Genomic DNA, 14607 nt, shown 5'->3' with positions numbered 1-14607 from the left:
ATTTAATTCTCTGTTCTCATGTATGTGATGAAATGATTGCCATTCTCAGCAAACCACGCTGTGGCATCATTCATTCCCTTCTTATACAGCTTGCCGGTGGCAGGTTCCATAATGACCACATTGAATTCATTAAATCCTGTCACCAGCACTGCTTCCCCGTCCTCCAGGATCGCCAATACCGGGATATCCTGATTCACATAATACAGCACTGCATCCAGCGTACACCCACTTAAATCCAGTACCTGTACTCCCGTCATATTTTCCGACAGGATCGCAGTAGCGGTCTTGCCCTGCGCCAGATCGTACTCGGTGTTACGGGTAATTCCGGCATGTCTGAGAATGTTATCCAAGCATACAGCCAAGCTGTTCTTCTGCTCCGTGACGCTCTCTTCCTTGATGGCCATGATCTGATTCCTGCTGACACGGTTTCCTTTGAGCCATACCGTAACTCCGCGGTCATTGGTCACAATGCCGGACGTGTCATAGGCTTCCTTCACCGCCGTGCCCGGAGCACTGTAGATACCGCATACGCCATACGCATTGCAAACATAATACCGGGGCACTTCACTGACCGCATCCAGTTCCAGCTCTCTACCGCCCTCGAATACAACCTCCTTGGGGTTCAGCACCTTGATGGTCTTCGCATCAATGGAAGATTTCGTCTGAATCTGCACATAGCGCTCATAAATATCGATATTTGCCGTGACCACTTTATTCTGTCCGGCTTCTTCTTCCACATTGTTCATGATCTGGTCATCCAGGATCTCCTGGTAGCTGCCGTTCTCCGTCCGCTGCAGGCGGGACAGTGTGATCTGGTTGCTCTCGATCGTACATCCCACGACATAGATTCCTTCCTGCCCGTATTCTTTCAGGCTGGCACCGGAAGAATTACTGATACATACCTTATACATAGGATAGAAGATCTGTCCGGAATTCTCCGTGCGGATATCGCTCTCCCTTGCCACTCCGTAGATGATGTCCTCTCCCATAAAGCCAAGAGGACGGATGGCATCCCCATCCTCAGCCCGGATCACGGTCTGTTCTCCGGTATTCAGGTTCCTCACATTCAGCTGATTACTGTGATTGATATCGTCCCCTTCCTGCCATACGATGATCTCATGATTCTCCGATACCTGAAGACTGTCATCCTGCCGGATGCTTACCAGCTGCTCTGCGCTTCGGTTCTCCAGATCCACATCATAGACACCGTTTTCGAGGAAAAAGTACAGATGCTGCTGCCTGTTCCGGTACAAAAGCTGGCCCATCTCGTCTTTCAGCACCGCATAACTCTTGGAATACGGAATATAGACCTCTTCCTCGATGGTGTTCAGCGAATTGTCGTAACTTAAGATCTGAATGCCGGTCTCGCCCTCATGTCTTCCGCGGTTCATGTAGCCGTATACGGCAAATTTTACATTGCCGCCCTCGTCCACATCGAGGATCTTGATACCGTGATGGTCATACAGCGTACGACAGTCCGCATTGTCCTTGTCATAGAAAGAGAAGATCACCGTGAGCCCATTGGTCACCGCGTTATAGCAAAGCAGCTGTCCCCTATCGGAAAATACCACGGTATTTCCATCGGTGCTCTCCACCATGTCCACATTTTCATCCGTGATCCCCAGGAGAATCTTATCATTGGCATACATCCGCCCGGTATCCGGAATCTGCGTCATGGTCCGCTCATAATCCAGCAGATACATTCTCTCCGAGGTATATCTGACGCGATAGTATTCTTCCACGCTATAATATATCTTATTTTTCCCCTCACCGGTAGACACTACAAAATCCATCAGCAGGGAAGCAATGTTCCCATTCACCTGTACCAGGCGCAGAGAAGCTGCTCCCTCCTGGGCAGGCTCCAGGTTCCCCCAGGTAATCTGTTGGAAATTGCTGTGGATGTTCACTTTGTGAAAAGTACCGTTATCCGTCAGTTTCGAATTCGGTTCCAGGTATTTAGTCAGTTCCTTTGCCGCTTCTTTGTCATACAGTTTCCCATGGAAATCCGATGCGAACTCCAGGATCTCTGCGATATGCAGGTCGTCGTTCCACAGAATCGTCGTATAATAGTAGACCTTCTGTTCCCCTTCCAATTCCAGGATCAGGGTCAGGCTGTACTGTGTATTGGTATCGATCAGGTCTTTTAAAGTCAGCGTGACCGGAAAGCTTTTACCTCCCGCCTTCCATCCGGTGACTTCTCCGTTCTCTATAAGTCGGGAACCGTCAATGCTGCGGACTTCCATGGAAATTCCCGTGATTTCTCTGCCATAGGTATCCACGGTAAAATTTGCCTGTCTGTCCGCACCCAGCATAGTCACGGTATCTTTCTGGTATGCGACATCCATTTCCACTGTGTTGCCATGCAGCTCGTTGCATGCCACACCGCCGCTCTCCATGGTGATCACGGGAAGTGTCGCCGGAGCCATTTCCATGGTCATGTTATTATGTCCCTGATTCATAATGCCGCCGATGATAAACGCTGATGCTATAAACACCACAACGCACACGGCAATTTTAATAATCGTTTTCTTCATTCTTGCTTCTTCACTCATTTATTATTCAGCAGTTTGTCCAGTGTCGGCATCACATGCAGCAGTTCCTCCACAGTACGGATATCCGTACTGTGCTTCGGGCGCATGCTGCCCTTTTTCACCGCACGGATCAACAGATTCTTCGGAGTATGTTCCATGTCGATGAATTCCAGTATCTGTGTCTCGTACCCCTGCTGTTCCAGGAGATTCGCTCTGAGGGCATCTGTAAGCAGTGCCGCGATACGTTCCTTGATGATCCCATATTTCAATACCAGCTTCAGAGAATCACACTTCATCTGTCTGTTCAGTTCGTGCTGACAGCAGGGTACCGCCAGGATAACTCTGGCTCCCCATTTTACCGCTTTGTCCAGGGCATAATCCGTTGCCAGGTCACAGGCATGCAGTGTCACCACCATATCCGCCACATCCGTTCCCTCATAGGTGCTGATGTCTCCCCGTTCAAATTTTAATCTGTCATAGCCCAGCTTCTCCGCCAGTTCATTGCAATGTTTGATCACATCAGTCTTCAGATCCAGTCCAGTCACCTGAATGTCTCTATGCTGTAATTCGTGCAGATAGTAATACATGGCAAAAGTAAGATAAGATTTGCCGCAGCCGAAATCAATGATCCGGATCGTCCGGTCTGTCGGCAGTTCATTGATCACATCCTCGATGAATTCCAGATAGCGGTTGATCTGGCGGAACTTATCGAATCTCGCCTTCGTCACACGACCGTCCGGCGTCTGCACACCCAGTCCCACCAGAAAATCCACAGGCTTTCCTTCCTCTAAGATATAATGCTTGGTACGGTTATGCGAAAGTGCCTGCAGATCCTCCTGTTCGGGAGCGGTACTTTTCCCCGTTTTTGATACACCGTTATTTTTCACCTTCAGAGTCAGCTTTCCTTTTTTACTGACTAACGCCGTAGCCTGTAAGCTTTTTGCCGTAAATTCTCCCTGCCGGAACTGTTCCTGCAATGCGGCACAGATTCCGTCCGTCATCTGCGCCGCTGTATAATTCTCATGAAATACCTGCGTTCCTTTGTATCTCGTCTCCTGAAACAATAATTCGTCCCGGATCAATACCGGTCGGATCTTTACTTTCTGTATCTGTTCCGGATTACGACTGTTGCTTAGAATGATCTGTTGCAGATCTTTATTCAAAATTTTCTGTAAAAGTATTCTCAATTCTTCCATAGTTTATCCTGCTTCCATACGCTTCATGCCTGATGAATTCACAGTGTTCATTGTAACATAAATGCTTCCTCTTTGCTATAAAAATGCAATCATTCCGCGTTTTCCGCCGTGTCTTCTCTTGTAGATCTCATCACACACCAGTACCTGGATCAGATCTCCGGAGACTTTTCCCGATTCCCGCTCCAGGATCTTACCAATGGTATCAGCGATCCGGTAGAGGCTGAAGCGGTCCGGATATTCGTCATAGATCATACTTCCTTCGTAATCGTATTTGTCCAATATTTCCGCAATCCTGCGCTGACAGCGTCTGACTTCTCCGGGATAGGTCTGCTGCAGATATTCCAAGTCATTTAATATTTCTTTTTCATCCATTCTTCCGGGATATCCGGGCAATGTCATAAAAAACGGTCTTGCTACCATTTTAAAATGCCTCATGCTTTTTTATAGCATATGCATTTTCTCTCTATAAAGTGAAAAACAGGTGCTGCGAAAATTATCGCAACACCTGAATTCTCGCCATTGCTCTCTGCAATGCCGTCTCTGCTCTGGCAATATCCGTCTCCGGCGTCTTGCTGCGCAGTCTCTCTTCCGCACGGTGCAGTGCTGCCTCCGCACGGTTCTCATCGATCTCATTGGGCCATTCGATGATCTCTGCCAGAATGATAACTCCCTCGGGAAGGATCTCGGCGAATCCAGAATGCAGTGCTGCCTCCTTCTCTCCGTCCTTCTCCGTAATATGCAGGATACCCGGCTTCACGATCACCGTCAGGGGAATGTGTCCCGGAAGGACACCGATCTGTCCTTCCGTGGTATTGAATTCTACCATATCCACAGTTCCCTCATAGAATACTCTTTCCGGGGTTATGATACGAAGTTGAAAATCTTTATCTGCCATATCTGAACTCCCCTCTCATGCTATGCATGAACCTTTGCCAGTACATCATCGATGCTTCCGGCATTCAGGAAGTAGCTCTCCGGAATATCATCATGCTTGCCATCCAGGATCTCACGGAATCCGCGGATGGTCTCGCTGATCGGTACGTATTTTCCTTCCAGACCGGTGAACTGTCCTGCCACGAAGAAGGGCTGGGACAGGAATCTCTGGATCTTACGGGCACGGGATACAACCAGCTTGTCTTCCTCGGACAATTCGTCCATACCGAGGATGGCGATAATATCCTGTAATTCCTTATATCTCTGCAGGATCTCCTGCACACCGCGGGCGGTCTCATAATGCTCCTTACCTACGATTCTGGGATCCAGGATACGGGATGTGGACTCCAGAGGGTCTACTGCGGGATAGATTCCCAGTTCTACGATAGAACGGGACAGAACCGTGGTGGCATCCAGATGTGCGAATGTGGTCGCAGGTGCCGGGTCTGTCAGGTCATCCGCAGGCACATAGACTGCCTGTACGGAAGTAATGGATCCGTTCTTGGTGGATGTGATACGCTCCTGCAGCGCACCCATCTCTGTCTGTAATGTAGGCTGGTATCCTACTGCGGAAGGCATACGGCCTAACAGTGCGGATACCTCACTTCCTGCCTGGGTGAAACGGAAAATGTTGTCGATGAACAGCAGCACATCCTTACCACCCTTGTCACGGAAGTACTCTGCCATGGTCAGTCCGGTCAGACCGACTCTCATTCTCGCTCCGGGGGGCTCATTCATCTGTCCGAATACCATGGTGGTCTTGTCCAGTACGCCGGACTCCTGCATCTCGTGATACAGGTCGTTACCCTCACGGGTACGCTCACCTACACCGGTGAATACGGAATATCCGCCGTGCTCGGTAGCGATATTACGGATCAGCTCCTGGATCAGTACGGTCTTACCTACTCCGGCACCGCCGAACAGACCGATCTTACCACCCTTCTGATAAGGGCAGAGCAGGTCAACGACCTTAATACCGGTCTCAAGCAGTTCTGTGTCCGTAGACTGCTCTGCGAAGGTCGGTGCAGCACGGTGGATAGGCTCGTAAGATACCCCCTCCGGTACCGGCTTGTTATCAATCGGCTGACCCAGTACATTAAATATTCTGCCCAGGGTATTTTCTCCTACCGGCACGGAAATCGGAGCTCCTGTGGCGATTGCCTCCATTCCTCTTACCAGTCCGTCGGTAGTACCCATGGCGATACATCTGACAGTATCATCACCCAAGTGCTGGGAGACTTCTACTACCAGTTCTCCTCCATCTCTGGTAGGGATGCGGATCGCGTCATTGATCTCGGGAAGTTTGCCCTCATCGAATCGTACATCCAGTACGGCACCGATGACCTGGGTGATCCTTCCTTTATTCTCTCCTGCCATTTCTACCTCTTTCCTGCCCACTGATGGGCATGTTCCAATAATTAAAGCGCCTCTGCGCCTGCAATGATCTCTGTAAGCTCCTGGGTAATGCTTCCCTGTCTTGCGCGGTTATACTTCAGTGACAGATCACTGATCATATCCTCCGCATTACTGGTGGCATTATCCATGGCCTGCATACGGGCACCGTTCTCACTGGCTGCCGCTTCCATCAGTGCACCATAGATCAGACTGGAAATATATTTCGGTATGATCATATCCAGTGCTTCCACATCTTCCGGTTCAAAATTCATCAGTGCGTCAGCACCCTCTGCGGGGGCTTTCGCGTCTGCATCATATTCCACAGGCAGAAGCTTCAACAGCTTCGGCTCATGGCTCACCGTGTTTTTAAAATGTGTATATGCCAGATAGATCTCTCCGATCTCTCCGGCTGCAAATGATGTCAACAGCTTCTGTGACAGAAGCATTGCTTCCGCATAAGCCGGTTCCTCAATGACCTCCGGATAGGATTCCTTCACGGTATATCCTTTTCTCTCCAGGATCTCCCGGCCCTTATTACCGATGGCATAGACTACCACGTCTTCTGTCTTCCAGTCCTCCTGTCCGGTGATCAGTTTGGCTACGTTGGAATTGTAACCGCCTGCCAGACCTCGATTGGAGGTAATGACAATGACCGCCTTTTTCGGACAAGCCCCCGGGACAAGATACTTGTGTTCCAGATGACCTACCCTGGACAGGATATTATTTACGGTATCATACATACAGTCAAAATACGTCTGAGAACGTTCTGCACCTGCTCTGGCTCTTTGAAGCTTTACCGTAGATACCAGCTTCATCGCCTTGGTGATCTGCTGTGTGCCCTGAATGCTGGTCTTACGGCGCTTGATATCACGCATTGATGCCATAGTTACCTCTCATTCTGCCGTATATCACGGCTGACACACTTATTTCAGAAACTCTGCCTTGAAATCATTCAGTGCCTTCACAAGCTTTTCTTCCGTAGCATCGGAGATCACCTTTTCCTCAGCGATGGCTGCAGGAATCTCGGGATGCTTAGTATCCAGATAATCGAAGAATTCCTTCTCAAATCTGGTGATGTCCTCTACCGGCACATCCAGCAGGAATCTCTTAGTCACCGCATAGATGATGATAACCTGATACTGTACCGGCATAGGCTGGTACTGAGGCTGCTTCAGCACTTCCTTGATACGTTCGCCCTGCGCCAGCTTCTCCTTGGTATCTGCATCCAGTTCAGATCCGAACTGTGCGAAGGAAGCCAGCTCTCTGTACTGAGCAAGTTCGGTACGGATCGGCGCCGCGATCTTCTTCATTGCCTTGATCTGTGCCGCACCACCTACACGGGATACTGACAGACCTGCATTTACCGCGGGACGGAAACCGGAATTGAACATTTCTGTCTCCAGATAGATCTGTCCGTCGGTAATGGAAATTACGTTGGTAGGAATGTATGCGGATACATCTCCTGCCTGGGTCTCGATGATGGGAAGTGCCGTCAGGGAACCTCCGCCGTATTCGTCACTCATGCGGACCGCACGCTCTAACAGTCTGGAATGCAGATAGAATACGTCACCGGGATATGCCTCACGTCCGGGTGGACGACGAAGGAGCAGGGAGAGTGTACGGTATGCGGTAGCATGTTTACTTAAGTCATCATACACTACCAGTACGTCTTCTCCGTTCTCCATCCACTCCTCACCGATCGCACAGCCGGAATAAGGAGCGATGTACTGTAAGGGAGCCAGGTCACTTGCCGTGGATACCACAACGGTGGTATATGCCATGGCACCAAACTCCTCCAGTGTCTTTACGATATTTGCCACGGTAGATGCTTTCTGACCGATGGCTACATAGATACACTTTACGTTCTGACCCTTCTGGTTGATGATCGTATCGATCGCAATAGCGGTCTTACCGGTCTGACGGTCACCGATGATCAGCTCACGCTGACCTCTTCCGATGGGAACCATGGAGTCGATTGCCTTGATACCTGTCTGGAGCGGCGTGTCTACGCTCTTACGAGTGATAACACCACTTGCCACACGCTCAATCTTGCGGAATTTATCGGTCTGTATGGGGCCCTTGCCATCGATGGGCTGTCCTAAGGAGTTCACTACTCGTCCAAGCAATGCATCACCTACGGGCACCTCTACCACACGTCCGGTGGTCTTGACGATATCGCCCTCTTCGATATTGCTGGCGCTGCCAAGCAATACGACACCGACATTATCTTCTTCCAGATTCAGCACCATGCCATACACATCGCCGGGGAACTGTAACAGCTCACCCTGCATGGCATTTTCCAGTCCATGTACACGAGCGATACCATCCGCTACCTGGATGACGGTTCCGACATCGGAGACATCCAGCTGGGAAGAATATCTTTCGATCTGTTCCTTAATGACGGAACTTATTTCTTCTGGTCTTAAATTCATGGATCTGTCGCACCTTTCTTTCAGCCGGTCATCCCAGCTGAATATTTAATAATTGTTTCTTCATATCTTCGAGTTTGGTCCGGATACTGCTGTCCACTACCCGGTCACCTACCCGGATCACCATTCCGCCGATCAGTGTCGGATCCACATGGTAATACACATCAAAGGACTGATAAGAAGTCGTTTGAAGCAGCTTTTCTCTCACTGCCTGTTTCTGTTCCTTCGTCAGCTCCACTGCGGTACTTACATATGCGGTTCCCATTCCTTCCGATTCTCTGACCAGTTCGGTAAAATAAGCAAAAATTGCCTTTAATGAGCCGTAGCGTTCCTTGGTCACCACGATCTTCAAAAATTCTGTCAGATCGTCGCTTACCCTGCCCCGGAAAACCTTCTCCACCATGGAGAGTTTCTCCTGCTTGGGAATCCCGGGATGCTTCATCAGCTTGTCAAAATCGGGATTGTCTTCCAGGATCTTCTGAAGTTCTGCGGTCTCATTCATCAGACGGATCGCATTTCCATGGTCGACCGCCACTTCGAAAAGGGCTTCTCCATAGACTTTGGAAACTAATTTTGCCATGTGTCCTCACCCATTTCCTTCAGCGTCTCTTCGATCAGACTGTTCTGTCTGGCGGTGTCTATGGACGCACCCACAAGCTTACCTGCCATGACAGATGCCACGGATACGATCTCCTGTTTGATCTCGTCGGACATTTTCTGTTTTTCCAGTCTGGCTTCTTCCTGTGCTCTCGCCAGGATTCTGCCTGCTTCTTCCTTCGCCTGTGCGACGATGCGCTCCTCGTTCTGGAGTGCCCGTCTTCTGGCATCACTTAAGATGTCCTCTGCCTCTTTGTCGATGTTTTTCAGCTTCGCCTCATACTGTTCCTTCAGTTCTGCGGCTTTTTCCTGACTGGTCTTCGCTTCTTCCAGTTCTCCTCTGATCTTCTCTTTACGATCATTTAAGAACTTTCTCGCCGGATTGAACAGGAAATAGCTGAGCGCCAGGAACAATACGAAGATGGCAATGATCATCAGGCAGGAATCTGCCAGCAGCTGCCAGTCCAGGTCAAACAGTCTTGACATGGTCTCGCCTTCTGTTAATAGTATCATTTTCATCCGCATTCCTTTCGTTTAATCAGGGAAGTAAGGGCTTTACGAACAACAGCAGCATAGCGATCAGCAGACCGTACAGACCGGTGGTCTCGGCAACTGCCTGTCCTAATAACATGGTGGAAGTGATCTCGGACTTAGCACCGGGATTACGTCCTACTGCTGCGGCAGCATGTCCTGCTGCGATACCCTGTCCTACACCGGGTCCGATACCGGCGATAACTGCCAGACCTGCACCGATTGCGGAACAACCTAAGATAAAGTTTTCATTAAAATCCATAGTAAATCCTCCTATTATTGAGATTCTTTCAGAATCTTTCTAGCATTTTAAGTTCACGCGTCTCCTCTTGCATTTGCGATATAAGTCATCGTCAGCATACAGAATACGTATGTCTGGATGGCTCCGGAGAACAGGTCAAAATACACATGCAACGCTGCGGGCCACGCCGTAGCGATCACACCTAACAATCCGTAGATCAATGCCATCATTACCGTTCCGGACAATACGTTTGCGAACAGACGCAAAGACAACGAAATCGGTACAGCGATCTCACTGATCAGGTTGATGGGCAGCCAGATCGGCAGCCAGGGCGGCAGCGGGGAACACATGCCTTCCCAGATCTCCTTCGGCTTCTGGTACTTGAACTGGTTATAATGAATCAATATAAAAGTCAGTACGCCGAGGGGCAGTGTCACACCATAATCCGCTGTGGGGGGACGAAGTCCCAGCAGACCGGAAATATTACTCACCAGAATGAAGATGAAGATCGTTCCAATGTAGTTATAGAACTTCGGTGCCGCCTTGCCCATGGGAGTATCCACCATGGCGTCCAGCTTCTCCACGATCAGCTCCACCACATTCTGAAAGCCTTCCGGCACTTCTCTGGCTTTGGCCATACAGCGGTTGGCGACAATAGCAAAACCAATGATGATCAACATGACGATCAACACACACACATGTGTGGTCGTTATCCATACCTCATGACCGAAAAAGGAATACTTAAACACGCCATGTATCATAAAATCGATATTATCGGCACCGGATAACAAAATTCCATGTTCCATCGTTTCACCTCCTTATTATTTATTCTGTTGTTCTGTCACTTCTCCGTTCTTTTCGGCTCCTTCCGGGTTCTCCGGGGCATTTTCGCCTCCGGCAGTCTCCTCCGGCATCGCCTGGGGAATCGGATCCGTTTCATGAAACAATTTATTGCATAATTTATGGGTAAGCGGCTGTAGAAACGCCGTTACTTTCATACATATCACATAGGAGAAAAAGAAGATCAGAGGATTCATCACCTCTGTCTTCATAAGCACCAGCAATATAAAAATCAGTATCACATAACGCAGGATATATCCGCGGAAGATCATCTTCTGTGCGGTCTTCTCCGGCTGATCCAGCGCCCGGTCCAGGGAACGGTACATATGATATGTTGCTGCAAGCGCAAGCAAGACACCGAGCCACAGGCTCCCTGCATACATCATTTTATCCTTCGCGATAAAGGCTCCGATGATCTGTGCCAGCACTCCCAGAAACAGGATTCCTAAGTCCATCTCCAAAACGGTTCTATTTATCTTTTTTAGTGTGTTTCTCATCGCTGTCATCATAAATTGTCCTGGCCATACGGTATACATTCTGCCCTCCGGCCACTGCTCCCATACAGAAAAGCAGGATCATCCAGAAGTTCGTTCCGAAATGTTTGTCCATCCAGACACCCACCGCCGACATCAGGCAGATCGGCACCAGCATGTTGATACCGAATTGCATGATCAGCGCAATCGAACGGAATACGGTTCTGTCATAGGGTTTCTTTTTTCTTGACACTGCTTTCTCTCCGTGTTGATTTCTGCTCTAAGCATATATTTTTGTACATTTTTAAATATATTTTGTCCCCACAAGACAAACCTATAGTCATTATAACGAAATCTGAACACTCTGTCCAGTAAAATCCCCTTGCTGAAACCGTAAAAAAAATATAAATTCCAACTAAAAAAAAGATTGACTTGGATACTTTCTCGGAAGTACTATTTGAGTAACTATTTTACAGAAATTATGAATGATCACAGAAAGAGGGATTGCCGCAATGCAGACCACTGCCAATGATGAAATTAAGATCCGGACCGCCACACCGGAAGATGCCGAAGCCCTGGCTGCCATTTACGCTCCCTATGTGGAGAACACCTCGATCACTTTTGAATACACGGTTCCTTCCGTGGAGGAATTCGCCGAACGCATCCGGCATACCCTCGCCCGTTACCCTTATCTGACAGCAGAGAAAAACGGTGTTCCCATAGGCTACGCCTACGCCTCCGCTTTCAAGGGTCGTGCTGCGTACGACTGGTCCGTGGAGACCTCCATTTATGTCAGTCAAAATCTTCGAAGCAGTGGTGTCGGCAGCCTTCTTTATCAGAAGCTGGAAAAATATCTGACAGCGCAGCACATCTGCAATGTATGTGCCTGCATCACTTATCCGAATCCGCCCAGTATTGCTTTTCATGAGAAGCACGGTTACAAGACCGTTGCTCATTTTCATGCTTCCGGCTTCAAGCAGGGGGAATGGCATGACATGATCTGGATGGAGAAGACCTTGTGTCTTCACACCGTGCCGCCACTGTCTTTTATTCCTTTCCCGGAACTTTGAACGCTATCAAATTGATACAAAGGAGAAATGCTATGAATAACGAACTTCAGATCTACCGGAAACGCCTGATCCCGGAAGAATGTATTTTGTTAAAAGATGATATTATCGTAGAACAGAACGATGATTATATTCTGACAAAATGGAAAACGCTGAATCCCAAGACTACTTTTTCCCATGGCTGTTCCTGCTATTATCTGAAGGAAGGGTTCAAGATCAGCAAGTTCTACCGTCATGACGGGTCTCTGTTGTACTGGTACTGCGATATTGTAGAATACACCCGCCGTCCGGAGGACAATGCCCTGATTGTTACCGATCTGCTGGCTGACATTATCCTCTATCCCGACGGAAGAATGCATGTCGTTGACCTGGACGAGCTGGCAGAGGCACTGGAAAAAGGTCTGATCACGCAGGCACAGATGACTGACTGCCTGCGCCAGTTAAATAACCTGATCACGATCATCTATCGTGACAAATTCGACCGTCTCCAGAGTCCTCTGGAAAAAAGCGGACTGTAATTACTGAACTATTCAGAGTAACGCATTCGCAAAACCGCACTTGCAGTGCTTACTTTTTGCTCATGTGTTTACTTTACTCTGAATAATTCAGCAAATCTCCGATGCAATGTCCCAGCAGCGTCAGCAGGGTGATGTCTTCATCCGACCACTTACGGTTACGATTGAACACTTCAAAATTGACCATTGTATAAGGAATTCCTTCTTTTCTGGACAGGCACCGAAGAGCAGCCCCAACCTCCTGCTCCTGTGTCACAGCATAGGCTGCCGGGTTCTGGGAACGAAGTTTTATCATATTGGATTCTACAAAAATACCATCATCACCAAACAGTGCCAGATACCCTTCATCTTCAAACCCGGGACGACCATCCGGAGCCTCCACCACATAATTACCGTTTCTGCAGACAAGGTTACTACCTCTGTCCGAAAAAATAGTAATACCATCCAGATCAAACAGACTGCGGATCTGTTGCAGGCGCTCTTCATTTTTCACAATAGCGTTCACGCCCGATACACATAATTTTGTGATCATATCTGTGATAACTTCCCGTTTTTTCTCCTTGGATACCGCATAGGCCATAGCCATGTTCTGCATATCGTCGGTCTCCAGCTTTCCATGCAGACGCTCTTCATATATAATGTGTCGATTCTTGCCTTTTTCCTTGGCAAGATACAGAGCTTTATCCGCCTTGCGCATCAGATACTCATACTCTGTTCCGTCCACCGGGTATTCCGACACACCGATAGAAGCTGTCACATGGATCTTCGGATCGAATGCCAGTCTGAGTTCCTTCGCAATGGTCTTAAGCAGGGTTTTCAACTGTTCCCTGGTCTCAACCTTCTCTAACAGAATCACATACTCGTCTCCACCGAATCTGCCGATGACACCTCTCTGTCCTACCAGCTCCTGCATGATCTCTGCCACTCCACGGATCACCTGATCTCCGAAGATATGTCCATAGGTGTCGTTAATATGTTTGAACTCGTCAACATCAATGATCACCAGCCAGCGGACCCGGCCGTCCTTCCGATTCAGCTGTTCGATGGTATATTCCGTCCATGCCCGCTTATTCAGCAGACCTGTTCCGGCATCCCTGGCTGCCGGAGTCAGATAGTAGGCTTCCTGCTTACGGTTTTTGTCCGAATCTATGATACCGGCCAGCATGTTCCGGTTTTTCGGAATCCGGGAGGCTCTCACCGTCCACATTCTCTCGTCTTCATCCTGACCGTTGAATTTCATTTCAAAGGAATCTTTGCCATTACGCAAATGGGCACAAAACGCCCGCAGATGTTCTTCCATTTCGGCAATGTTACTGTCTGTATGTGCGTTCTCCACCATCCGGATCAGATCCTTCAACGATCCCTCAAACTGATTCATTGCCCGTTCATTGACATATTTATACACTGTGATATGATCGCTGTCGATCAGATATTCAAAGTAATAAACATCTTCCAATGTCATAAAATGACGATACTTTAAAATGCTCTGTTCCAGCTGTACCGTTCTATTCTCCAGATCATGCAGATCCGATAGTGTGATCTGATACAAAGGAATTCCGTCCTCTGTCTGTTCACTCTGTTCCATACGCAGATACACATTCCGGGTACTATCTTTGAGATTGCTGAGAACTGTCATTAATTCCAGTGGAGCGAGCAATTCCGCCGCAACAGCCTCTTTCAACAATTCACCATCCTCCGGCAGCACCAGTTCACTCACCGGGCGAAAAGAATTTTCCTCGATAAATTCATAGTAATATTCCGATGCCTTGGCTACTGTCAGATCCTTCCTCACATAGATCTTCCAATTCATAATTCTGTTGGAATACCCTTCTCGTTCTACGATGTTGATTTTCATAGAT

Annotated in this window: 16 protein-coding genes; 2 read left to right on the top strand and 14 right to left on the bottom strand. The window is 48.6% G+C overall.

Annotated elements, in window-relative coordinates; translation table 11 throughout:
- Positions 1-2: 2 nt before the first annotated feature.
- From H9Q77_RS01855 to H9Q77_RS01795, 13 genes are all read right to left on the bottom strand, one after another.
- The gene (locus tag H9Q77_RS01855) at positions 3-2534 is read right to left on the bottom strand and encodes a hypothetical protein (RefSeq protein WP_249326417.1); all 2532 of its coding nucleotides are present in this window, start codon (positions 2532-2534) and stop codon (positions 3-5) included.
- A gap of 14 nt (positions 2535-2548) precedes the next feature.
- Positions 2549-3727 (bottom strand): class I SAM-dependent methyltransferase, encoded by a 1179-nt coding sequence (locus H9Q77_RS01850; RefSeq protein ID WP_249326416.1) that lies wholly within the window; start codon positions 3725-3727, stop codon positions 2549-2551.
- Positions 3728-3802: 75 nt separating this feature from the next.
- Positions 3803-4147 (bottom strand): hypothetical protein, encoded by a 345-nt coding sequence (locus H9Q77_RS01845; RefSeq protein ID WP_022154823.1) that lies wholly within the window; start codon positions 4145-4147, stop codon positions 3803-3805.
- A gap of 73 nt (positions 4148-4220) precedes the next feature.
- Positions 4221-4622: an ATP synthase F1 subunit epsilon gene (atpC, locus tag H9Q77_RS01840; protein WP_118547265.1), complete on the bottom strand. Its 402-nt coding sequence runs from the start codon at positions 4620-4622 to the stop codon at positions 4221-4223.
- Positions 4623-4642: 20 nt separating this feature from the next.
- Entirely contained in the window at positions 4643-6037 is a 1395-nt protein-coding gene (gene atpD / locus H9Q77_RS01835; RefSeq protein WP_022154825.1) for a F0F1 ATP synthase subunit beta, read from the bottom strand.
- A gap of 41 nt (positions 6038-6078) precedes the next feature.
- A complete protein-coding gene (gene atpG, locus H9Q77_RS01830; RefSeq protein WP_022154826.1) occupies positions 6079-6939 on the bottom strand; it encodes an ATP synthase F1 subunit gamma in 861 nt (286 codons plus the stop codon).
- 39 nt (positions 6940-6978) lie between these two features.
- Positions 6979-8487, bottom strand: coding sequence for a F0F1 ATP synthase subunit alpha (atpA, locus tag H9Q77_RS01825; protein ID WP_022154827.1), 1509 nt, complete (start codon positions 8485-8487; stop codon positions 6979-6981).
- Positions 8488-8515: 28 nt separating this feature from the next.
- The gene (atpH, locus tag H9Q77_RS01820) at positions 8516-9064 is read right to left on the bottom strand and encodes an ATP synthase F1 subunit delta (RefSeq protein ID WP_154495426.1); all 549 of its coding nucleotides are present in this window, start codon (positions 9062-9064) and stop codon (positions 8516-8518) included.
- Positions 9052-9567, bottom strand: a complete 516-nt coding sequence (atpF, locus tag H9Q77_RS01815; RefSeq protein ID WP_334298683.1) for a F0F1 ATP synthase subunit B — start codon at positions 9565-9567, stop codon at positions 9052-9054. The genes atpH and atpF overlap by 13 nt, the downstream gene beginning before the upstream one ends.
- Before the next feature lie 52 nt (positions 9568-9619).
- On the bottom strand, positions 9620-9874 hold the full coding sequence (gene atpE / locus H9Q77_RS01810; protein ID WP_022154830.1) for an ATP synthase F0 subunit C: 255 nt from the start codon (positions 9872-9874) through the stop codon (positions 9620-9622).
- A gap of 53 nt (positions 9875-9927) precedes the next feature.
- Positions 9928-10659 carry a F0F1 ATP synthase subunit A gene (gene atpB / locus H9Q77_RS01805; protein WP_249326415.1) on the bottom strand — a complete coding sequence of 244 codons (732 nt, stop codon included), beginning with the start codon at positions 10657-10659 and terminating at the stop codon, positions 9928-9930.
- A gap of 15 nt (positions 10660-10674) precedes the next feature.
- The gene (locus tag H9Q77_RS01800; RefSeq protein WP_249326414.1) at positions 10675-11190 is read right to left on the bottom strand and encodes an ATP synthase subunit I; all 516 of its coding nucleotides are present in this window, start codon (positions 11188-11190) and stop codon (positions 10675-10677) included.
- Entirely contained in the window at positions 11162-11419 is a 258-nt protein-coding gene (locus H9Q77_RS01795; RefSeq protein WP_022154833.1) for an AtpZ/AtpI family protein, read from the bottom strand. The genes H9Q77_RS01800 and H9Q77_RS01795 overlap by 29 nt, the downstream gene beginning before the upstream one ends.
- A 232-nt stretch (positions 11420-11651) precedes the next feature.
- Between H9Q77_RS01795 and H9Q77_RS01790 the strand changes: the two genes are divergently transcribed.
- Positions 11652-12236, top strand: coding sequence for a GNAT family N-acetyltransferase (locus H9Q77_RS01790; RefSeq protein WP_330596015.1), 585 nt, complete (start codon positions 11652-11654; stop codon positions 12234-12236).
- 32 nt (positions 12237-12268) lie between these two features.
- Complete coding sequence (locus H9Q77_RS01785) at positions 12269-12751, top strand: DUF402 domain-containing protein (protein WP_249326413.1); 483 nt, start codon at positions 12269-12271, stop codon at positions 12749-12751.
- A gap of 73 nt (positions 12752-12824) precedes the next feature.
- On the opposite strand, the gene H9Q77_RS01780 is transcribed toward H9Q77_RS01785, so the two are convergent.
- Positions 12825-14603 carry a GGDEF domain-containing protein gene (locus H9Q77_RS01780; RefSeq protein ID WP_249326412.1) on the bottom strand — a complete coding sequence of 593 codons (1779 nt, stop codon included), beginning with the start codon at positions 14601-14603 and terminating at the stop codon, positions 12825-12827.
- Between the last annotated feature and the right edge of the window lie 4 nt (positions 14604-14607).

Origin of the sequence: Simiaoa sunii, assembly GCF_014337175.1 — a bacterium.
GTDB lineage: Bacteria > Bacillota > Clostridia > Lachnospirales > Lachnospiraceae > Acetatifactor > Acetatifactor intestinalis.
This window is presented reverse-complemented; position numbering and strand designations above follow the sequence as displayed.

Bases quoted from the DNA above. Each gene is read 5' to 3' on its own strand.
- H9Q77_RS01855 (WP_249326417.1), bottom strand. From the start codon at position 2,534: ATGAAGAAAACGATTATTAAAATTGCCGTGTGCGTTGTGGTGTTTATA.
- H9Q77_RS01850 (WP_249326416.1), bottom strand. From the start codon at position 3,727: ATGGAAGAATTGAGAATACTTTTACAGAAAATTTTGAATAAAGATCTG.
- H9Q77_RS01845 (WP_022154823.1), bottom strand. From the start codon at position 4,147: ATGGTAGCAAGACCGTTTTTTATGACATTGCCCGGATATCCCGGAAGA.
- atpC (WP_118547265.1), bottom strand. From the start codon at position 4,622: ATGGCAGATAAAGATTTTCAACTTCGTATCATAACCCCGGAAAGAGTA.
- atpD (WP_022154825.1), bottom strand. From the start codon at position 6,037: ATGGCAGGAGAGAATAAAGGAAGGATCACCCAGGTCATCGGTGCCGTA.
- atpG (WP_022154826.1), bottom strand. From the start codon at position 6,939: ATGGCATCAATGCGTGATATCAAGCGCCGTAAGACCAGCATTCAGGGC.
- atpA (WP_022154827.1), bottom strand. From the start codon at position 8,487: ATGAATTTAAGACCAGAAGAAATAAGTTCCGTCATTAAGGAACAGATC.
- atpH (WP_154495426.1), bottom strand. From the start codon at position 9,064: ATGGCAAAATTAGTTTCCAAAGTCTATGGAGAAGCCCTTTTCGAAGTG.
- atpF (WP_334298683.1), bottom strand. From the start codon at position 9,567: ATGTCAAGACTGTTTGACCTGGACTGGCAGCTGCTGGCAGATTCCTGC.
- atpE (WP_022154830.1), bottom strand. From the start codon at position 9,874: ATGGATTTTAATGAAAACTTTATCTTAGGTTGTTCCGCAATCGGTGCA.
- atpB (WP_249326415.1), bottom strand. From the start codon at position 10,659: ATGGAACATGGAATTTTGTTATCCGGTGCCGATAATATCGATTTTATG.
- H9Q77_RS01800 (WP_249326414.1), bottom strand. From the start codon at position 11,190: ATGAGAAACACACTAAAAAAGATAAATAGAACCGTTTTGGAGATGGAC.
- H9Q77_RS01790 (WP_330596015.1), top strand. From the start codon at position 11,652: ATGATCACAGAAAGAGGGATTGCCGCAATGCAGACCACTGCCAATGAT.
- H9Q77_RS01785 (WP_249326413.1), top strand. From the start codon at position 12,269: ATGAATAACGAACTTCAGATCTACCGGAAACGCCTGATCCCGGAAGAA.
- H9Q77_RS01780 (WP_249326412.1), bottom strand. From the start codon at position 14,603: ATGAAAATCAACATCGTAGAACGAGAAGGGTATTCCAACAGAATTATG.